An 18,896-nucleotide genomic window follows, 5' to 3' on the forward strand; every position below is an offset into this window, starting at 1 on the left:
GCGGCAGGCCCGTCTTCCGCGCGCAAATGTTCGATCTTTTGAGCCGCAGCCCTGTGACCTCCGACGCCGCACCCGACGCGCAAGATCAACCGAAGCCGCCCGGCGTTCGACGCCGGCGCTGGGTCGCCGCTGGCGTCGCGGCCGTGATCGCCTTTCTGTATTTCGCCCCCGGCCAGTTCGTCGCCTATACCGAAGACGCCTATGTGCGTTCGGATTTCGTCGAAGTGGCGCCGGAAGTGGCCGGGGTCGTCGTTCGCGTCGATGTCGCCAACGATCAGAAAGTCGCGGCTGGCGCGCCGCTCGCCGCGATCGACCCGCAACCCTTTGAATTGGCCGCCGAGCTCACCCAGAAACGCATCGATGAGGCCGCCAGCGTGGCCAAGGCCAAGCAGGAGAAGGCGCGGGTGCTTGCGGCCGACCTCGACGCCGCCCGCGCCGGCATCACGCTGGCGAAAAAAGATTATGAGCGATCCTCGGCTTTGGTGAATGATCGCGTCGTCGCCCAGGTGTCGCTCGACCGCGCCGTGACCGCGCGGCAAAAGTCGCTCGACGCCGTCGCGGAGATCGAGGCGAGGCTGCAGGTCAACGCCGGCGAAGTCGCCGCGGCGCTGGCGGCGGTGGAGATCGCGCGGGCCGAACTGGCGCTCGACCGCTATCGCTTGTCCCGGACCCGTCTCACCGCGCCGGTCCCCGGCTACGTCACCAATCTGTCTTTGCGGCCGGGCGACTTCGCCAAGGTCGGCGTTCCCCTGATCGGCATTGTCGATGACACGCGCTGGCGGGTGGTGGCGAATTTCAAGGAATATGTGGCCTCCCGCCTTCAGCCCGGCATGCGCGCCTGGATCTGGCTCGACAGCCACCCCTGGCGGCTGTTTCCGGCGCGCGTCGCCAGCGTCGGGCGCGGCGTCTCGCGCAATCCGGAGGCCGGACGCCTGCTGCCCTATGTCGCGCCCACCACCGACTGGATTCGGCTGTCGCGCCGCATTCCGGTGACGCTGTCCTTCGATCCCGCGTCCGAGGTCCCGCTGTTCATGGGCGCGGACGCGCGCATCCTGATTTTTCCGTAAGCGCGATGGCTGGAGCTGACGCCGCCTCACGCCTGGCCAAAGCGATCGGTGACGAGTTGGCCGCGCTCTCGGTGTCCGGTCCGACGGCGAATCTCGCCTTCCGCACCGCGCTGGCGACCGTCGCGGCCGTGCTCGCCGCCATGATGCTCCATCTGGAAAGCCCGTATTGGGCGGGGATCACGGCGGTCGCCATCGTCCAGGCCGATCTGTCCGCGACTTTTGCGCGCAGCGTCGATCGTTCCCTCGGCACCATGGTCGGCGCCGCCGTCGGCTATTTCGGCGCCGGTTTTGTCGGCGATCACCTGATCTTCCTGTCGATCGTCGCCGGCGCCGTCGCCTTCGGCATTTATGGGGCGGAGCGCAGCCGGCGCGCCTATGCGGCGCTGCTCGGCGCGATCACGGTCATTCTGGTGATGTTCGGCGCGCTCGAGACGCCGCACGCCGCATTCGACATCGCGGTCAACCGCGCCCTCGAAGTGATCACCGGGGTGAGCGTCACCTATCTGGTCGAACTGATCGCCGCGCCGGACGACGCGCCCGCTCCCGTTCAGGACAAGCCGGGGATCTTCGCCGCGCCCGTCGATGCGGAACTGCTGGCGACGGCGGTGACGGGCGGGCTCGCCGCCGCCAGCATTCCCATCATCTGGGAGACGCTGCAGCTCCCCGGCCTGAGCCAGACGCCGATCACCGCTTTCATCATTCTCGCAGCGATGCGGCGCCAACCCTTGATGAAGGCGCTCAACCGGCTCGCCGGCTGCTTTTTAGGTGGGCTCTACGGCCTCTGGTGCATGCATTTCGTCGACGACGAACTGGCGTTGTGGCTCGTCCTGCTGTTCGTCGGCCTCTATCTGGCCTGCCATGTGAAGCACGCCATGGGGGAGGCGTCCGAAAGCGGACAGCAGGCCGGAATCGCCATCCTCCTGGCGATGGTCCAGGGCCAGGCGCCGTCCGAGACCCTGCTGCCCGCCATCGACCGGCTGGTCGGCATTATCGGTGGAATCATCGTCGCGGCGGCGGCGCAGGCGGTGCTTGCGCCCTTGGTCGCCCCGGCGGTGATCGCCCTTCTGGGGCGCCCAAAAATGAGGCCGCGGGATTGAAATGTCCCTCCCAGGTAAATTTACGTGTGACAAGGTTCGCAAAAGAACGCGCCGCCGTCGCCGCCATCGACCGGTGGGGCTTTTTCCTCGATTTTTTCAGCTTGCGTTTCTGGCCCGGCTCTTGCTCTATTCAAAGCGGCGCCTCTTTTTCGCCTGACGCTGCGGCGTCCGACACGGCATGAGCCGTTTCCCCCGAAAAGATCAATCTCGATCCCTTCACACAGGAGACTGTCATGCGTGCAGAAACCCTTCTCAACACCTGCGTCGCCGCCATGCGCCTTGAAGGCTGCGGCTCCGAGGCCATCGCCTTCATGCTGGTGGAAAGCGCCGTCGATGCGCTGACCGCGACAGGCCTGCGTCCGGATTCGCTGGAGCGCGGCGTCGACCATCTGGTCAGCGCCATGCAGGACCGCGTCGCCGATCTGCGCGCGGTGCGCAACACGCCGAACCTGATGCTGGTGGCCGTTCAGGAAAGCGCCTGAGACGCGCTGACGAAAACGCCGCGCGAAAGGCGCGGCGTTTTTTTCCTGTGGGCGTCGGCGTTTGCGCTTCAGCAGGCGCAGGAGTAACCGAGGTCCGACGCATTGGTGAGAAAACGGTCGGCGCGGGCGGCGCGCGGCACCGGACCGCTGGCCGCGACGCTCGGCCGCGCCTCCAATTGGGCGAGATAAGGCGCGGGCAGGCCATGCCGGCGCGCCGCCGTGGCGATACGGGCGAGATTGGGCGCGCTCGGCGGGGTCTCGGCGCCGAGATCGGTCTTGCGATAGGCGAGCGCCAAAATCTCGTCGCCGTCGGGCGTCGTCACCGTGACCGGCGAATGGAAATAGGCGCCGGTTCCGTCGAGCCGCACCCCCTGCCAGGCGTCGAGCCGGTCGAACGCCTTGGCGGGAATTTTCCACACCACGCCCCAGACCTCCGCGCCGGGATGGCGCAGCAGCGTCTCCTCGCCGCCGTCCCAGCGTTCGTCGCGCCCGTTGAAGGCCAGCGCGTAATCGGCGAGGCGCGCCACCGCGATCCATTCCGGCAGGGCGCCGCAGCGCCCGGAGATTTGCGCTTCGTCCATGGCGCCGCCATAGGCGAAGAAAATGACGTCTTCGCGGCTCGAAAGGTCGACGCCGATGTCCTTGATGTCAGCCATGAGATCTATCCCTTTGCGACGGGTGTGACGAGGGCGCGCACGCCGGCGCCGCGCGGCGCGATCTCCGCCGCCAGCCCCAGCGCCGCGATTTTGGCCGCAAACCAGCGCGGCAGGTGATCGCAGAAAATTTCCAGCGTTTTAAAACGGCGGGCCTCCAGGATCGGCTCCAGCACGTCCACCGAATTGGCGTCGCGATAGCGAGCGAATACGGCTTCGAGGTCGATGCGCAGACGTCCCTCGGGCAGGCTTTCGGCCAGCGTATGCACGGCGTCGACGGCTTCCGGCGTGCGGCGCTTGCGGGTCGGGCTGCCCTCATTGGCGCTGCAGCCGCCGGGCGTGGAGAATAGTGCGACAAAGGCGCGGTCGCGCGCTTCGATTTCGCGCACGCGCGCCAGCTCCGCGTCGCGTTCTGCAAAGGCGTCGAGATCGAGCGCGGCGAGCGGGCCGCGCGCCTTCCAGACGCGAAAGCCCGCTTCTTGCAGAAGCGAGTAAACCAGGCCGCGATTGGCGCCGGAGACGAAGGCGTGGCCGGCGCCAAACCGCGCGACAATGCCGCGCAAAAGGCTCTGGATTGCGGCGAGGTCGGCGCTTTCGGAAAGGGCGAAGGCGGTCTCGTCGCTCACGCGCCAGCCGTCCGCGGTTTTTTCGTGGAGGCGCAGGGTTCCCGGCGTCTGGACGTCGGCGATCTCGTCGCGCGCATCGACATGGACGATGATTTTCATGACGGCTCTCCCGGAATAGGCTCCCGTGGACCGCCCTCGTGGTTCGAGACGCCCGCTCAAGCGGGCTCCTCACCATGAGGGCGACCGAAAAAGCGGGCGCAGCGCGCCCGCCATTGTCACCACACGTTGAGCAGCCATTCCTTGCGCTTCTTGTGCTCCATGTCGGTGAACAGCGCATTGGCCATCTGCTCGGCGAGCCAGGTGGCGCCGCCGTAGCCGACCACGGGATAGCGATAGAGCCCGGCGCGGTCGTAAGTGGGGAAGCCGACGCGCACCATGGGGATGTCGTAGTCGATCGAGACGAAGCGGCCCTTGGAATGGCCGAGGATCAGATCGAGCTCGAGGCCCTTGTTCTTGATGCGATCCTCGAGGTCCCAGAAATCGGCGTTGGTGACGATCTCCATGGGATAGTCGACATGCTCCTGCAAGGCCTTGACGCGCGGGTCGTCGACGTAACCGGAATTGTCGTCGCCGAGCAGCAGCAATTGCGGCTTCATCTCCAGGTCGAGGCAGAATTCGGCGAGGCCGATCACCAGATCGGCATTGCCGTAGATCGCCACTTTCTTGTCGGCGAGGAACATGTGGGCGAGATCGGTGATGGCGTCGAGCGCGACGCCGCGCTTGCGCACCAAAGATTCCGGGATCGGCTTGCCCGTCGCCTCCGAGAGTTTTTTCAGCAGCGTGTCGGTGTTGCGGATGCCGATCGGCGTCGGGCCGACAATTGCCGGGATTTTGAATTTCTTCTCCAGGAATTGCCCGGCCTTGCCGCCCTCGTAGCGGTTGAGCACGAATGTGTGGGTCGCCGAACCCGTGGAGACAAGGTCCTCGATGGTGGTGTTGCCGTGCGAGGCCTCATCGCCATTGGGCATGATCGGGCTGTCAAAGCTCTCGATCTCGAACAGCACGGTGGCGTCGATGTCCATCTCCTTGAGCAGCGACTTCAGCTCGGTGACGTCGCCGGGATTGACCCAGCCGGTGATGAAATTGATCTTGCCGTTTGACGGCCCTTTCCGCGCAAATTTTTTGACGAAATCGCGCACGGCGACATCATAGCCCGTGACCATCGAGCCGACGAAGGACGGCGTGTGGATCGGCAGCAGATGCACTTCGCGGTCGGGATATTTTTCCGCGAGCAAACCTTCTTCGAGCTTGGTGATGACGCCGTCGATGTCGTCGCCGATCACTTCCGTCGAACAGGTGGAGATGATCGGGATCACCTTGAGATGCGGATAGCGCGACAGCAGCACGTCCACGCCTTCCTCGACGCGGCCGCAGGCGCCGAACACCGCGCCGTCCTCGTGCAGCGAGGACGAGGCGATCTCGAAATTCTCCTTGAGATGCTGGGAGATCAGCAGGCGGACGAACATCACGCAGCCCTGGCCGCCGTGGACCAGGCCAATGCAGTCCTTGACGCCGATCGAGACATATTGCGCGCCGGCGGGTTGGCAGGTGAAGATGGGATTGATCGTGCCAATCCGGTCCTTGACTTTGACTTCGCAGTTCATGGCGTGATCCTCAATAATTCTGGACGGTCAGCTCTTCGTTCAAAGAGCCGTCGATGGTGAGCCAGTCGATGCGCGCGTGCAGGATTTTCATGAGCGCCTGGACCTCGTCCTTGCCCATGCCGGCGAGCCAGGCGCAGCGCGCGCGGAAGGCGCGCGACAGCAGGACCGCGTCGACCCAGTAGCATTTCTCCAGCGGCGTCTCGTTCTCGACCTCCTCGCCGACCAGCAGTTTTGTTGTCTTGCCCAGAATGCCTTCGTTCTGCTTGCGGCGGTCCCAGCCGCGCGAGTTGAATTGCCACAGGCAGTTCTTCATGATGTAGTCCTCCATGGCGGAGACTTTTTCGCGCGTCGCCTCGTCGAAACCGGCGAGCGGATCGGAGGCGTAGAGCTTGGGATAATTGGCGCGCGAAGCGGGCTTTTCCTTCTTGAAACCGGCCATATCAAATCCTCACTCGGCGGCTTGGGTGGAGGTCTTGCGCTCGAACTGCGGATAGTCCGCATCCGTCTTGGCGCGCAGGGCGGCGATGGGGTCGAATGGGCCGGTGTAGCCGGTCAGCGGCGAGGCGCGGTCGGCTTCGGGCAGGTTGGCGTCGGACAGCATGCGGCGCGTCACAAAACCCTTGTCGGTCGCGTAATCGTCCTTGGAAATGTCGATCCCCGACAGCTGGTGCATCGGCGAATAGACGGCGTTGTAGATGTCGCGGGCGAAGCGCACCCAGCCTTCAAAACCCTTGTAGGGGCCGTTGTGGTAGGCGTGGGCGTTCAGGTAGGGCACGCGCTTTTTCTTGGCGACTTCGCCGGGACGTTTTCCGGTGAAGATCACGTCGGGCTTCAGAGTCTCCAGCGCTTCATGGCCTTCGAGCTCATTGGGATCGTCGATCGCCAGAGTGCCGACGCCGGCGCGGGCAATGCCCTTTTCCATGTCGCCCTGGTGGCCGAATTTGGTGTAGACCGACACGACCTTGACGCCCATTTCCTCCTGGATGGCGTTGGCCCAGTGCCACAGTTTGGAGCCGCCCGGCCACAGGCAGACTTTCTTGCCTTTCAGGCGCGCGGCGTACCAGTCGAGTTCGGGTTTCCAGCGCGCGGTTTCCTCGGCGATAATGGCTTCGGCGCGCTCCTCGATGCCGAAGAACAGGCCGATTTTGCGCAAGCTGTCGCCGAGCGCCTGAAAACCGAAACCGTCAATGTCGAGGCGCGGAATGCCGTAGCGGGCGCGCAGCTCGTCGCAGATATATTCGGCGGAACGGGCGCATTCCAGCACGTTGAGATGGGCGCGGTGCATGGCGCGCAGGTCGTCGTAGGAGCCGTTGCCCGTAAACGTCGACAGCACCTGGATGCCCATGCGCTTGAAATAGTCCTGCATCACCTCCTGGTCGCCCTGGATGTTGTATTCGCCGACATAGTTGATGACGTAGTCGGAGGTGATCTCCGGCTCAAGCGTGCCGACCTTCTGGTTGATCCAGGCGATATTGATCTTGTGGTGGCCGCCCGATTGCGAGGGGCCGGCAAAACCCGGCGAGTTGCAGACGAAAATGTCGACGTCGGGGCGCTCGGCCATGACTTCATCGGCGATGGCGTTGATGTCGTCGCCGATCAGCGCCGTGGCGCAGGTCTGGTAGATGGTCATGCGCTTGATTTCGGGGAAGGCGTCGAAGGCCTCGAGGATGTTTTGCTTGAGCAGGCTCTCCGCGCCGAACACGATGTGCTTTTCCTTCACATCGGTGGCGAATGTGTATTTGAGCTGGAAATTGTTGTTGTCGGAGATGTAGCGCTTGGTCTGCCAGGTGTCGTAGGTGCAGCCGACGGGGCCGTGGCTGATGTGGATCACGTCCTTCATCGGCGTGCCGATCACGTGCTTGGCGCCGCAATAGGCGCAGCCGCGTTCGGAGATCGAGCCGGGGATGGTGTTGAGATAGCCTTTCGGCAGGCAGGAGGTGAGATCTTCGCCCTCGCCCTTGACGACGGCGTGCTGCTTGCGTTCCGGGATCACCTTGGAACAGTCGAATTCATGATAAGGCATGACGCCTCCTTTTTTCCTTTTCGCGCGCGACGTTCGTCGCTAGGTCACGGGTCGGTGGGAGAGGGGGAAAGGGAAGCCGAAGCTTCCCTGTGCGAGGTCAGTCGCAGATGCCGTATTTGACGACCATGGCTTCGAGTTCGTGCATGGCGAGCGGAGTCGGGATGACGAAATCCTCGTTCTCGAGAATCTTGCGGCCGAGCTCCTTGTACTCCTGCGCCTGGTTGACGTTCGGATCGAATTCCGTGACCGTCTTCTTGTTGAATTCGGCCTTTTGCACGATGTTGTCGCGTGGCACGAAGTGGATCATCTTGGTGCCGATCGCCGAGGTGAACTCCTCCAAAAATTCCTTTTCGCCATCGACATTGCGGCTGTTGCAGATGATCCCGCCCAGGCGCACGCCGGACTGTTTGGCGTATTTGACCAGGCCCTTGCAGATGTTGTTGGCGGCGTAGATCGCCATCATCTCGCCGGAGGCGACGATATAGACTTCCTGCGCCTTGCCGTCGCGGATCGGCATGGCGAAGCCGCCGCAGACCACGTCGCCGAGCACGTCGAAGAAAATGAAGTCGAGGTCTTCGGAATAGGCCTCATTCTCCTCCATCAGGTCGATGGCGGTGATGACGCCGCGGCCGGCGCAGCCGACGCCCGGCTCGGGGCCGCCGGATTCGACGCAGCGGATGTCCTTGAAGCCGGTCTTGACCACCTTGTCGACCGTGACCTTTTCCGCGCCGTGAATGCGCAAAGTGTCCATCACGGTTTCCTGCATCTGGCCGCCGAGAATGAGGCGGGTGGAATCGGCCTTGGGGTCGCAGCCGTGAATGAAAATATGCTGGTTGTGGAAATGGGCGAGCGCCGCCGCCGTGTTCTGGGTGGTGGTGGATTTGCCGATGCCACCCTTGCCGTAAATCGCAACCTTGCGGGTCATGAGGGAACTCCTTTCGCGCCTGGCGATCGTCGCCATCGCATGACCCTGTATCGCAACCGGTGTGCCAGTATTGGCGAAATAATCGTTCCGGGATGTGAGATTTTTTTGTGGGACGGTCATGTGTGAATAAAACATTGTTTTCTAAAGACAAGTGTCAGATATTTGGCGTCTTTTGAGCCGCCGCGATGGACCGCGAATGTGAATTGGACTGCAGATTTACATAGGGGTAAAAACCGGCGGAAACTGCGGAGCGGGAGGCGGATTTGCCTTCGGGTAAATTCGGCAAGAATTTACCTCGCGGTCTATTTTGCGCGCGAGGTCGAGGCAAAGAAAAACCGCCGGCGCGAGGCCGGCGGTTGAGGCAGGGCGAAACTGGATTTTTTTGCTCAGCCCGGGGCGTCGTCGCCGCTCGCGCTCGCCGCGCGAAACGTCTTGTAGTTGAGGTTGTAGCGCTCCAGCCGCTTGCCGAGCATGCGCCGCGTCAGACCGAGTTCGCGCGCGGCGTCGCCGATATGGCCGGACGAATTTTTCAAGGCCTCGACGATCATCTCATATTCGACCGAATGCAGTTTGGATTCGAGGCTGACGCCGAACGTCGTGCCGCTCTCCTTCGATGTCTGCAGCGACGGCGGCAATTCGTAGGCGTGGATCACCTCGTCCTGGCACAGGATCACCGCGCGCTCCATGATGTTTTCGAGTTCGCGCACATTGCCGGGCCAATGGTAGCTCATCAGCATGTTGAGCGCCGGCGTCGAAATGCGCTTCACCGGCTTGTTGTTCTCGGCGGCGTAAGTGGTGACGAAATGATCGGCGAGCGTGATCACGTCGCTGCCGCGTTCGCGCAGCGGCGGCACGGTGATCGGGAACACGTTGAGCCGGTAATAGAGGTCTTCGCGAAACAGGCCTTTCTCGACCATTTCGGCGAGGTTTCGGTTGGTGGCGGCGATGATGCGCACATCGATCTTGATCGACTTGGAGCCGCCCACGCGCTCGAACGTGCGCTCCTGCAGGATGCGCAACAGTTTCGCCTGGATCGGCAGGCTCAATTCCCCGACCTCGTCGAGAAAAATCGTGCCGCCGTCGGCAAGCTCGAAACTTCCTTTTCGCAGGCTTAGCGCGCCAGTAAAAGCGCCGCGCTCGTGGCCGAACAATTCGCTTTCGGCGAGGCTCTCGGGCAAAGCCGCGCAATTCGATTTGATGAACGGGCCCTCGGCCGCCGCGCTGTTGAAATGGATGGCGTTGGCGACCAGCTCCTTGCCGACGCCGCTCTCGCCCAGGATCAGAACGGTCGCCTTGGTGGCCGCGACTTTCTCGACGAGGTCGTAAACGTCCTGCATCGATTTTGAGGCGCCGATCATATTGTCCGGCCGGAAGCGTTCGCCGAGCGTGTTGCGCAGCCGGCGGTTCTCCTGCTCCAGCCGCGCCTTCTCCAGGGTTTCCAGCAGATAGAGTTCGGCCGCCGGCGCGATCATCGCGGCGATCATGGTGAGGATCTCCACGTCCTGGTCGCGCAGGCGCGGGTTGAAATAACTGCGTTCCGCCGCGAGCGCGCCCAAGACTTTTTGCGCGTGGATGATCGGAATGCAGATGAAGGCGGTTTCCGCGCGACTTTTCTTTTCCGTGTCGAAGCGCGTGCGCGCGCCGCGCCGGCTGCGCGCGATCAGGGTTTTGCCCGAGGCGATCGCCTTGTCGATGACGCCCTCGCCGGGCAGCACGCCGCCGCGCGCCTTTTCCTCCTCGGACAGGCCAAAGCTGTCGTGGACGAAAATGCTCTCGCTGGCGCGGTCGCGCAGTGTGAGCAGGCCGCGCTTCATTTTCAGCTGCTGGCGCATCACCGCGAGGATCAGCGGCAGCGAGGCCGCGAGATCGGCGCTGGCGGTGATGATCCGGCTGATCTGCGAGAGCGTTTGCAGCACGCCGACGCGGCATTCGCCGGTGAAACAATGGCTGAATTCGTCGACGAAGGTTTTGATATCGATGTCCGCGGTTTCGCGGTCTTCAAGGCGCATGGGACTGTCTCGCCTCGGCCGGGTGAGTCCGGCCGCAGCTTCAGTTGAGCAAGTGTGAGGCCACGCGCGCGTGCGTTTGGCGCGGCGCGGTTTTTCGTGGGTTTTGCCAGGGTTTTGTGAGCCGCAATGGGGTGCGCGAATTTACCCGGAAGGCGCAATGTACCTTTTTGTAAATTTCGCCGGTGCGGGTGCACGGAGCGCGTACGAATGGACCGCGCGCGCACATTTGGTGTGAAATTGACCGTCTGGGTCCATCGGGCGCGCGCGCCGCGCCCGGCTTTCCGGACCCCGCCGCCATGGCGCGGCTCTTGCGATGATCGGGGCAAGGCGCGTCGGCGGTCGGCGCGGATCGATGGAGTTTTTCATGTCCCAGGACCACGCCAGAACCGAGCCCGTCAGCGACGGCGAACGCGCGCGCATCATCACCGAAACGCTCGAAGGTTTGCGGAAAAAGTTTCGCGCCGATGGCGGCGATATCACGCTGGTCGCGATCGACGGACCGCGCGTAAAAGTGCGGCTGTCCGGGGCTTGCGTCGGCTGCGGCGCGGCGAACGAGACTTTGGGCTGGGTGCGCAAGCAACTGGCGAATGCGCTCGGCGGCGGGCCGGTTTCGGTGATTCCTGCTCTGGATCAAGCCGGACCCGTTTGAATGTGATGTGAGGCGGCGAACCAGAGTTCGCCGCCAAGAGTTCAGCCGATCTTGTAGCCGGAGAGATCGGGCGCGGCGACGCCGGGAAGATTGCGCGGATCGGGTTCGGGCGCGCCGAGCGTCAGATTGATCGGCAGCACGCCGGCCCAGACCGGATGGGCGTAATCGTCTTCATTGTCCTCGGGCGGGCCGCTGCGGACCTTGGCCGAAGCCTCGTCGATCCGAAGCGACAGGATCGCGGTCACGTTGAGTTCGGCGTCGGTCGCCGGGCGCAGCTTGTCCCATTGGTCCGGCGCGAAACTGTTGATCAGGCGGGTCAGCAGCCGCACTTTTTCTTGCGGGTCGGTCACCGCCTCGGCCTTGCCGAACAGCATCACCGAGCGGTGGTTGACGTTGAAATTGAAGGCGGAGCGGGCGAGCACCAGGCCGTCGAGAATGGAGACGGTGAGGCAGACATCGGCGCCTTCGGTCGCCTGCATCATCCGGCCGTGCCGGGCGCCGTGCCAATAGACGCGATCGCCTTCGCGCCATTGCAGCGTCGGGGTGACGATCGGCTGGCCCTCGTGCAGATAGGCGATATGGGCGACCGGCATGGCGTCAAGAATCGCATCAATGGTCGGGCGGTCGTAATGGGCGAGATGGCGATAGCGATTGACACGGGTGCGCGCGCTCGGAGCGCCGGCGTCATGGGGCGAAGTCATGGAAAGCATCCTAAAGTCTTTTGCGGGAAGCGAGGACTTCGATCTCAAAGCACAATCCGAGCCAGAGCGCGCGGGCGCCCAGCTGTGTCTCCGTGTCGCGGTGGACGCCGTCTGCCGCACGCGCAAAAATGGGCGGCGCGGAATGGGGATGGAGCATGGTTGGACTGCGGGGGCAACGAGAGAATTTTGGCGCGCGCCAGCGGGGGGGGAGAAGATGACGCCGCCGTTCGGTCCCAATCTCGTCGGCGTGCCGACCGCGTTTCTGGCCTCCGCGGCTTATGCGCTCGCGCCGAGCGAATTGCGCATCACCGGCGTGCGCGAGATGAATCCCGCGCTGTTCGAAATGCTCGGGCTCGCCGCCGACCTCGATGAGGCGAGCGAGGCCTTCTCCAAATATATGACCGCGATCTTCGGCCTGGAGCCGCAACAATGGCGCGAGGCGCCGAAGAAGAAGGGGGCGTCGTTCCGCTGTTCCTTCGTGCGCCTGCTCCTGGGCTGGGAGCGCGACAGTTCGTCTCGCGAGGCGGCCGTGCTGAAGGGCTGGGCCCATAGCCGCTTCGGTCTGCCGCCCGTCCATCACGAGGAAAAGATCGTCGACGTCTCGGACCCCTCCTGGCTGGCCTATGTCGAAGACAATATGGGCAGCGGCTATCACGACAATTCCATCTACGCCCAGCTCGACCTGCTCTACGAATATGTGCAATGGGCGCTGCGCCAATTCGTCTGCCCGGGGCAGAGCCATTTGCGGCTCTATCGCGGCGTCGACCGGTCCTGCGAGCAGATCATCCGCCGCGAGGGCATGCGGCTGTTGCGGGTGAACAGCCTGTGCTCCTTCACCACGGATCGCGCCACGGCGGATTGTTTCGGCTCGCTGGTCGTTTCGGTTGAGGCGCCGCTGAGCAAGATCCTGTTCGCCACTGCGCTGCTCGCCTTCTTTCCGTTCCGGGCGGAGCGCGAGGTTTTGTTGATCGGCGGCGATTATCCCGTGACCCTGGAGCCGCCGGCCCCCTGACCGGCCGGCGCGGCGCGAACAGCTTGGTCCTCACGGAGAGTTGGACAAAAACTCCTTGATCTAAATCAAAGTCCAGGTAAGGTCTTCAGGAAAACAGACACTTGAAAAACATTGAGGCGCCGGTTTCGGCCAAGCGTCGGGGAGACTCGCGTGGAAGCAATTGGGGAAAAGAGCGCCCTTGGATCTTTGTCGCGTCCGGAGGCGAGGGCTGAAGCGCATCGGTGCGGCTGCAAGCCGCCGAACGGACTGGCGGCGCCGGACTGCCTGGAATGCGCGATCAAGGAGCTCAGCGTCTGCGGCGCGCTGGACCCCGATGAATTCGAGGCGCTGGAGCGAATCGGCCGCAGCCTGTGCGCCCCGGCCAAAACCACCTTGTTCGAGCAGGGGCGCGAGGCGAGCTTCGTCTACAACCTCACCTCCGGCGCGCTGCGGCTGGCGAAGCTGCTTCCGGACGGGCGTCGCCAGGTGGTGGGCTTCGCCTTGCCCGGCGATTTTCTCGGGCTGGCGCTGGCGCCGACCCACATGTTCACCGCCGACGCCGTGAGCCCGGTCAAATTCTGCCAGTTTCCGCGCGCCTCGTTCTCGCATTTGCTGATGTCCAAGCCTCATCTGCTGCGGCGGCTGATGGAGATCGCCAGCCAGGAATTGACGTTGGCGCAGGAGCAGATGGTGGTGCTCGGTCAACGTTCGGCCGAGGAAAAAGTCGCCGCCTTCCTGATCGGGATGCGCGAACGCTATGCGCGGCTCAACGGTCAATGCGTCTATGTCCCGCTGCCGATGACCCGCCTGGATATCGCCGATTATCTCGGCCTCACGGTCGAGACGGTCAGTCGCACCATCGCCCGGTTGGCGCGGGAAAAAGTCTTCGTCGTCGTGCCCGAGGGGGTTCGTCTGCTCGATGTGGCTAAGCTGAAGCGCATCGCCGAGGCTTAGCAGGCTGCTGAAAAAGTCTCGTTCCGATCGCCATGGTTCGAGACGGCTGCTTCGCAGCCTCCTCACCATGAGGGATTTCTCGATATAGAATAATTCATTAGCCCTCACCCTGAGGAGCCCGCCTTGGCGGGCGTCTCGAAGGGCGGGGGCGGCCCACTTATTTCTTCACCAAGTGATCCGCGTCGACGGCCGATCCACTCGGCCGCCGAATTTTTTCGGGCTGCGGAACTGCCCGCGCAAATCGGCAGTTCAATTTTCGCGCCCTGGTCGTGTGCTGCGACCTGAACCGGACGCCTCCCACGAAAGCGAGACCGACATGACCCAGGTTGATCCGCCGCGGCGGCCGCGCGCGCTGCTGCACCCCGGACTTGTCTCGGCCAGCGCGACCTTGCTGATCGCCGGATTCGTCACCGACGTGTTCTATTGGCGCACGCTGCTGTTCCAGTGGAACAACATGTCGCAATGGTTGCTGGCGGCCGGCCTCATTCTGGCGTTGCTCGCCGCGCTCGCCTTCGCCCTCGATCTGGCGCTCGACCGGGTCGGCCGCGTCTCCTGGCCCCGCTTCGCCGGGCTGGCGCTCGCGGCGTTGCTCGGCCTGCTCAACGCCTTCGTCCACAGCCGCGACGCCTATACCGCCGTCGTCCCCGAGGGGATCGCGCTGTCCGCTTTGGTGACGCTGCTGCTCGTCGCCGTCGGCCTGACCGGGGGCTGGTCGCTGGCGTCGCGGGGCGCGGCCTCGCGGCAAACTCTGGAGCGGCGCCCATGATCCGCTCCCTGTTCGGTCTCGCCGCGCTCCTCGCCCTGGCCTCCTGCAACGAGCAGGCGGGCGACCCTCGCGACCAATATGGCGAAAACCCCAAACTGCCGGAGCCGCATCAATATCTGCTGCCGCCGATGAAGGTGATGCCGGCGCGCGGCTGGGCTTCGGGCGAGAAGCCGGTGGTGCCCGAGGGCCTGCGCGTCGAGGCCTATGCGACCGGATTCAAACATCCGCGCATCGTCTATCCGCTGCCTAACGGCGACGTGCTGGTGGTGGAATCGAACGGGCCGCATGCGCCGGTCTATCGGGTCAAGGATTATATCGAAGGCAAGATCAAGGGGCTCGCCGGGACCGGGGCGCCGGCCGGCCAGCGCATCATTCTTTTGCGGGCCGCAAAGGGCGACGGGAGGCCGGGCGAGCGCAGCGTGCTGATCGACCACCTCAATTCACCCTATGGCGTCGTTCTTGTCGGCTCCAATCTCTTTGTCGCCGACACCGACGCGCTGCTGCGCTTTCCCTATGACCCCGCCCAAAAAACCATTGACGCGCCCGGGGAGAAAGTGACCGATCTGCCGGCGCAGACGCCCAATCATCACTGGACCAAGGCTCTGGCCGCGAGCGCGGATGGCGCAAAACTCTATGTCGGCGTCGGCTCGAACAGCAACATCACCGAGAACGGCATTGGGGCGGAGGAGGGCCGCGCCGCCATCTGGGAAGTGGACCGCGCCACCGGCCTGAAGCGGATTTACGCGAGCGGCCTGCGCAATCCGACCAATCTGGCCTTCGAGCCGACGACCAAACGGCTGTGGGCGATCGCCAATGAACGCGACGAGATCGGCCCCGATCTCGTCCCCGATTATCTCACCGCCGTGCAGGAAAACGCGTTTTACGGCTGGCCCTACAGCTATTGGGGGCAACACGTCGATGTGCGCGTTCAGCCGCAACGTCCCGACCTCGTGGCGCGGGCGATCCGCCCGGACTATGGGCTGGGATCGCATGTCGCGCCGCTCGGGCTGGCGTTTTCCGGGACCAACAGCCTGCCGGCCCAATATCAGAACGGCGTGTTCATCGGCGAGCACGGCAGTTGGGACCGCGATCCGCCCGTCGGCTACAAGGTCGTGTTCATCCCGTTCCAGAACGGGCGGCCGAGCGGCTTGCCGCAGGATGTGGTGACCGGCTTTGTTTCCGAGGATTCCAAGACGCGGGGGCGGCCGGTGGGCGTCGCTCTGGACAAAAGCGGCGCGCTGCTGGTGGCCGACGATGTCGGCAATGTGGTCTGGCGCGTCACCGCCGTCACCGCCAGCGCCGCCGTCATGCCGCCGGCGCGGTGAAGGTTGGCGGAAGGTAAAGTCGAGGGGAGGGCTGTGATTGTCTTTGTGGGGTTAACGGCGTCTTAGCCGGAAGGGTCGAAAAGAATTGGGTGGCTTAACGCGACGGGAAATCCTCGTCTGCATGAATTGATACACACCCTTCACTCTGGCGGCCTTGGCAATGACGACGATTACGCCAAATCAATTTTCGCAGATGACGATTTCGCAGTTGAACGCGCTTTCGGCTTCGACCTTCGCCGCGATGAGCACGGCCGCCGCTCAGGCGCTTTCGGCCGATCAGCTGAACGGCCTGTCGACCCGGAATTTCCAGGCCATGAGCCTCGTCGGCCTGACCGCCGCGCAGCTTTCGGCTTTGACGACCTCCACGGTCGCCGAGGCGACCGCGGGGCAGATCGGCAAGTTGAGCGCCGCGCAATTGGGCGAGCTCTCGGACGAGGCGCTGGGCTCGCTCTCCAGCGCGCAGGATCAGGCGATCACCGCCAAGCAGATCGCGGGCCTGTCGGGTTCGACGCTGGCGGCGCTGGACCTGTCGAAACTCTCGGCGCAGGCGACCAAGGCCCTGACGGCCGCACAGCTCAACGGCATGTCGGCGGAAACCTTGGCCGAGCTGCGGCCGGCCAATCTCTCGGCCGCGCAGATCAACGGGCTGTCCGCGGCGACGCTCGGCAATTTGAATGTGTCGACGCTGACGGCGGCGCAGGTCACGGGCCTGACCGCGCGGACCATTTCCGCTTTGTCCGCCGACCAGTTGAACGGCTTGTCCGCCACGGCCTTTGCGGCGGTGAATGTCGCGGGCCTGTCGACCTCGCAATTGTCGTCGCTCTCGACCGCCACGGTTTCGCATGCGACGGCGGCGCAGATCGGCCGGCTGACTGCGGCGCAACTCGGCGCGCTGTCGACCGATGCGCTGGCGGCGCTTTCGTCCATCCAGGATCGGGCGATCACGGCGACGCAGATCGCCGGGCTTTCGGGCGACGACATCGAAGCTTTGAACCTCGCCTCGATCTCGGCGGCGGCGACCAAGGCTTTGACATCGACCCAGATCGCCGGCCTGTCCGCCTCTGGCATGGCCGAACTCCAGCAGGCCAATCTGACGGCGACGCAGATCAATGGGATGTCGACGTCGCAGCGCGCCGCCCTGAATGCGTCGGCGCTGTCGGCGGCGCAGGTTTCCGGCCTGAATGCGGCGGGCGTCTCCGGCCTGTCCGCTTCGCAGCTCGGCTCCATCCTGTCGCGGCTTTCCGCCAAGCAGGTGGCCTTCGTCTCCGCGGACCAGTTGAACGGCCTGTCGACCGGCCAGATCGCCTCGCTGTCGGTGACGCAGGTCAAGGGCTTGTCCACGGCGCAATTGTCCGGCCTGGCTGCGGCGCAGGTCAGCGCCTTGACCTCCTCCCAGGTCGCGGCGCTGACGACCGCCAATTTCGACGCCCTCGACATTTCCGCTTTGTCGTCTTCGGCCATGGCCGGACTGACCAAGACCGACGTGGCCTCGCTGTCGATCGACAATTTTTCCAATTATGTGGCGCCCAATCTGTCCAAACTCTCCGTCGCCGCCCTGTCCGGGGTGAGCGCGGCGCAGAAGGCGACCATCACTTCGGCGCAGCGCGCCAATCTGTCGGCGGCGCAGCTCTCGGCTTTGGGCCTGAGCGGGGCCGCGCAATATGACACCGACTACAGGTCCGTGATGTCGGCGCTGTCGGCGGCGGGCGGGTCGTCCAATCTCTCCTTTGAGGCGGCCGACGCCGTGCTGACCGCCTCGGCGAGTGGCGGCATGTCGGCGGGGAAATTCGCCGCTTTGCAAGCGATCGCGCATGCGCTGAACACGGCGTCGGGGCCCTCCGCTTCCGCCATGGTCACCCAGCTTTTCGACAATGTCGTGCTCGGCAACAAAGCGAACGCCAAATGGACCGGCGGGGCCTCGACCGCGACGACCCTCGGCAATCTCTCGGCGACCTCGTCCGCGACCCAGGTGAGTGAGCTGATCGGCAAATGGTTTCGCGGAACCGATAACCCGCTGTTGATCAGCGGCAATCATTACGCGGCCAACACCGGGCCGCTGTGGAGCGGGACGCCGACCAACACCCAGGTCAATCAGGGACTTGTCGGCGATTGCTACTTGCTGGCGGCGCTGGGCGAAATGGCGCAGCAGGATTCCGCCGGCCTGCAGAACATGATCACCGCCAATTCCAACGGCTCCTATACCGTCGATTTCAAGCAGAGCGGCGCGGATGTGTTCGTCACCGTGGACAATGCCCTGCAAGTGCTTCCGGCCTATCAGCGGAAGGCCGACGGATCGACCCTCTATGCCGCCGACGGCGGCGGCTCCTCCTCGATCTGGGCGGCGATCGTCGAAAAGGCCTATGTCGAATTGCAGGAGCAGAGCGGCGCCACCAACGCCTATGCCACCATCAATGGCGGTTTTGACGGGGGGCTGAAGGCCATCACCGGGCAATCCGACACTTACATCAGCGTGGCCGCAACCACCAATGCGGCGCAGGCGCAAGCCATTCTGACGACGATCGGCGCCGCTTTGGCGGCCGGCCAGAGCGTCATCATGTCCGACACCAGGGCTGATGCGGCGCGGAACATGGTCGGCTCTCACATGTATGCCGTCGAATCCGTCGACGTTTCGGCGGGGACGGTGACGCTCGACAACCCCTGGAACGCCAATGGCGCCAATTCCAACATGCTGATGGAGTTCACGACGCGGCTGACCGATCTCGCCGCGGATTCCGTGGGCTTCATTTACACCACGGGAACGCCGCGCGTCGCCTGACGGGTTTTACGGCCCCGGGTCCGCATTGACAGCGCTGGCGTCTGCGCCTACCAAAATCGGGACGGTCCTTGCGCGAGCGGGGCTAAGAGGGAATACGGCCAATCCGTAGCTGCCCCCGCAACTGTGATCGGGAAGTCCGCGTCATCCGCCACTGGAGTCCTCCGGGAAGGCGATGCGGGCGCCAGACCCGAGAGCCAGGAGACCTGCCGTCCCGAAAAATTGACCTGAACGGGCGGGGCGTCTCGTTT

17 protein-coding genes and 1 riboswitch are annotated in these 18,896 nt (G+C 64.2%); of the genes, 9 read left to right on the forward strand and 8 right to left on the reverse strand.

Translation table 11 applies throughout. The features are described from left to right. The first annotated feature begins 26 nt into the window (after positions 1 to 26). The 3 genes from M2320_RS08880 (at position 27) to M2320_RS08890 (ending at position 2,646) form a co-directional block, all read left to right on the forward strand. On the forward strand, positions 27 to 1,067 hold the full coding sequence (locus M2320_RS08880; protein WP_264596964.1) for an HlyD family secretion protein: 1,041 nt from the start codon (positions 27 to 29) through the stop codon (positions 1,065 to 1,067). 5 nt (positions 1,068 to 1,072) lie between these two features. Further along, on the forward strand, positions 1,073 to 2,164 hold the full coding sequence (locus tag M2320_RS08885) for an FUSC family protein (RefSeq protein ID WP_264596965.1): 1,092 nt from the start codon (positions 1,073 to 1,075) through the stop codon (positions 2,162 to 2,164). Between the two features lie 233 nt (positions 2,165 to 2,397). After that, on the forward strand, positions 2,398 to 2,646 hold the full coding sequence (locus tag M2320_RS08890; protein ID WP_184427809.1) for a hypothetical protein: 249 nt from the start codon (positions 2,398 to 2,400) through the stop codon (positions 2,644 to 2,646). Between the two features lie 68 nt (positions 2,647 to 2,714). Here the strand turns inward: M2320_RS08890 and M2320_RS08895 are convergent, their stop codons facing one another. From M2320_RS08895 to M2320_RS08925, 7 genes are all read right to left on the reverse strand, one after another. Further along, positions 2,715 to 3,302 (reverse strand): gamma-glutamylcyclotransferase family protein, encoded by a 588-nt coding sequence (locus M2320_RS08895; RefSeq protein WP_264596966.1) that lies wholly within the window; start codon positions 3,300 to 3,302, stop codon positions 2,715 to 2,717. A gap of 5 nt (positions 3,303 to 3,307) precedes the next feature. Then, positions 3,308 to 4,024, reverse strand: coding sequence for a Fe-only nitrogenase accessory protein AnfO (anfO, locus tag M2320_RS08900; RefSeq protein WP_264596967.1), 717 nt, complete (start codon positions 4,022 to 4,024; stop codon positions 3,308 to 3,310). 116 nt (positions 4,025 to 4,140) lie between these two features. Further along, on the reverse strand, positions 4,141 to 5,529 hold the full coding sequence (anfK, locus tag M2320_RS08905; RefSeq protein ID WP_264596968.1) for a Fe-only nitrogenase subunit beta: 1,389 nt from the start codon (positions 5,527 to 5,529) through the stop codon (positions 4,141 to 4,143). A gap of 10 nt (positions 5,530 to 5,539) precedes the next feature. Beyond that, positions 5,540 to 5,968, reverse strand: coding sequence for a Fe-only nitrogenase subunit delta (anfG, locus tag M2320_RS08910; protein ID WP_184427805.1), 429 nt, complete (start codon positions 5,966 to 5,968; stop codon positions 5,540 to 5,542). A gap of 9 nt (positions 5,969 to 5,977) precedes the next feature. Continuing rightward, positions 5,978 to 7,552, reverse strand: coding sequence for a nitrogenase iron-iron protein, alpha chain (gene anfD / locus M2320_RS08915; RefSeq protein ID WP_264596969.1), 1,575 nt, complete (start codon positions 7,550 to 7,552; stop codon positions 5,978 to 5,980). Between the two features lie 97 nt (positions 7,553 to 7,649). Beyond that, positions 7,650 to 8,477, reverse strand: coding sequence for a nitrogenase iron protein (nifH, locus tag M2320_RS08920; RefSeq protein WP_264596970.1), 828 nt, complete (start codon positions 8,475 to 8,477; stop codon positions 7,650 to 7,652). 386 nt (positions 8,478 to 8,863) lie between these two features. Continuing rightward, entirely contained in the window at positions 8,864 to 10,486 is a 1,623-nt protein-coding gene (locus M2320_RS08925) for a sigma-54-dependent Fis family transcriptional regulator (RefSeq protein WP_184427802.1), read from the reverse strand. 364 nt (positions 10,487 to 10,850) lie between these two features. Here M2320_RS08925 and M2320_RS08930 point away from each other — a divergent pair, with 364 nt between their 5' ends. Next, on the forward strand, positions 10,851 to 11,135 hold the full coding sequence (locus M2320_RS08930) for a NifU family protein (RefSeq protein ID WP_264596971.1): 285 nt from the start codon (positions 10,851 to 10,853) through the stop codon (positions 11,133 to 11,135). Positions 11,136 to 11,176: 41 nt separating this feature from the next. On the opposite strand, the gene M2320_RS08935 is transcribed toward M2320_RS08930, so the two are convergent. Continuing rightward, positions 11,177 to 11,836 carry a pyridoxamine 5'-phosphate oxidase family protein gene (locus M2320_RS08935; protein ID WP_264596972.1) on the reverse strand — a complete coding sequence of 220 codons (660 nt, stop codon included), beginning with the start codon at positions 11,834 to 11,836 and terminating at the stop codon, positions 11,177 to 11,179. A 214-nt stretch (positions 11,837 to 12,050) separates the two neighbouring features. Here M2320_RS08935 and M2320_RS08940 point away from each other — a divergent pair, with 214 nt between their 5' ends. The 5 genes from M2320_RS08940 to M2320_RS08960 all read left to right on the forward strand — a co-directional run bounded on the left by M2320_RS08940 (position 12,051) and on the right by M2320_RS08960 (position 18,648). Next, the gene (locus M2320_RS08940; protein ID WP_264596973.1) at positions 12,051 to 12,848 is read left to right on the forward strand and encodes an NAD(+)--dinitrogen-reductase ADP-D-ribosyltransferase; all 798 of its coding nucleotides are present in this window, start codon (positions 12,051 to 12,053) and stop codon (positions 12,846 to 12,848) included. A 150-nt stretch (positions 12,849 to 12,998) separates the two neighbouring features. Beyond that, a complete protein-coding gene (locus M2320_RS08945; protein ID WP_264596974.1) occupies positions 12,999 to 13,781 on the forward strand; it encodes a Crp/Fnr family transcriptional regulator in 783 nt (260 codons plus the stop codon). A gap of 316 nt (positions 13,782 to 14,097) precedes the next feature. Continuing rightward, the gene (locus tag M2320_RS08950; RefSeq protein WP_264596975.1) at positions 14,098 to 14,547 is read left to right on the forward strand and encodes a DUF2231 domain-containing protein; all 450 of its coding nucleotides are present in this window, start codon (positions 14,098 to 14,100) and stop codon (positions 14,545 to 14,547) included. Next, positions 14,544 to 15,872, forward strand: coding sequence for a PQQ-dependent sugar dehydrogenase (locus M2320_RS08955; RefSeq protein WP_264596976.1), 1,329 nt, complete (start codon positions 14,544 to 14,546; stop codon positions 15,870 to 15,872). Before M2320_RS08950 ends, M2320_RS08955 begins: the two co-directional genes overlap by 4 nt. Before the next feature lie 193 nt (positions 15,873 to 16,065). Further along, entirely contained in the window at positions 16,066 to 18,648 is a 2,583-nt protein-coding gene (locus M2320_RS08960; RefSeq protein WP_264596977.1) for a C2 family cysteine protease, read from the forward strand. Between the two features lie 45 nt (positions 18,649 to 18,693). After that, a riboswitch (cobalamin riboswitch) is annotated at positions 18,694 to 18,873 on the forward strand. The last annotated feature ends 23 nt before the right edge of the window (positions 18,874 to 18,896 follow it).

Origin of the sequence: Rhodoblastus acidophilus, from assembly GCF_025961575.1 — a bacterium.
Classification (GTDB): domain Bacteria; phylum Pseudomonadota; class Alphaproteobacteria; order Rhizobiales; family Beijerinckiaceae; genus Rhodoblastus; species Rhodoblastus acidophilus_C.

Excerpts from the sequence above, each read along its gene's own strand:
- M2320_RS08880 (WP_264596964.1), top strand. The coding sequence starts at position 27 with ATGTTCGATCTTTTGAGCCGCAGCCCTGTGACCTCCGACGCCGCACCC.
- M2320_RS08885 (WP_264596965.1), top strand. The coding sequence starts at position 1,073 with ATGGCTGGAGCTGACGCCGCCTCACGCCTGGCCAAAGCGATCGGTGAC.
- M2320_RS08890 (WP_184427809.1), top strand. The coding sequence starts at position 2,398 with ATGCGTGCAGAAACCCTTCTCAACACCTGCGTCGCCGCCATGCGCCTT.
- M2320_RS08895 (WP_264596966.1), bottom strand. The coding sequence starts at position 3,302 with ATGGCTGACATCAAGGACATCGGCGTCGACCTTTCGAGCCGCGAAGAC.
- anfO (WP_264596967.1), bottom strand. The coding sequence starts at position 4,024 with ATGAAAATCATCGTCCATGTCGATGCGCGCGACGAGATCGCCGACGTC.
- anfK (WP_264596968.1), bottom strand. The coding sequence starts at position 5,529 with ATGAACTGCGAAGTCAAAGTCAAGGACCGGATTGGCACGATCAATCCC.
- anfG (WP_184427805.1), bottom strand. The coding sequence starts at position 5,968 with ATGGCCGGTTTCAAGAAGGAAAAGCCCGCTTCGCGCGCCAATTATCCC.
- anfD (WP_264596969.1), bottom strand. The coding sequence starts at position 7,552 with ATGCCTTATCATGAATTCGACTGTTCCAAGGTGATCCCGGAACGCAAG.
- nifH (WP_264596970.1), bottom strand. The coding sequence starts at position 8,477 with ATGACCCGCAAGGTTGCGATTTACGGCAAGGGTGGCATCGGCAAATCC.
- M2320_RS08925 (WP_184427802.1), bottom strand. The coding sequence starts at position 10,486 with ATGCGCCTTGAAGACCGCGAAACCGCGGACATCGATATCAAAACCTTC.
- M2320_RS08930 (WP_264596971.1), top strand. The coding sequence starts at position 10,851 with ATGTCCCAGGACCACGCCAGAACCGAGCCCGTCAGCGACGGCGAACGC.
- M2320_RS08935 (WP_264596972.1), bottom strand. The coding sequence starts at position 11,836 with ATGACTTCGCCCCATGACGCCGGCGCTCCGAGCGCGCGCACCCGTGTC.
- M2320_RS08940 (WP_264596973.1), top strand. The coding sequence starts at position 12,051 with ATGACGCCGCCGTTCGGTCCCAATCTCGTCGGCGTGCCGACCGCGTTT.
- M2320_RS08950 (WP_264596975.1), top strand. The coding sequence starts at position 14,098 with ATGACCCAGGTTGATCCGCCGCGGCGGCCGCGCGCGCTGCTGCACCCC.
- M2320_RS08955 (WP_264596976.1), top strand. The coding sequence starts at position 14,544 with ATGATCCGCTCCCTGTTCGGTCTCGCCGCGCTCCTCGCCCTGGCCTCC.
- M2320_RS08960 (WP_264596977.1), top strand. The coding sequence starts at position 16,066 with ATGACGATTTCGCAGTTGAACGCGCTTTCGGCTTCGACCTTCGCCGCG.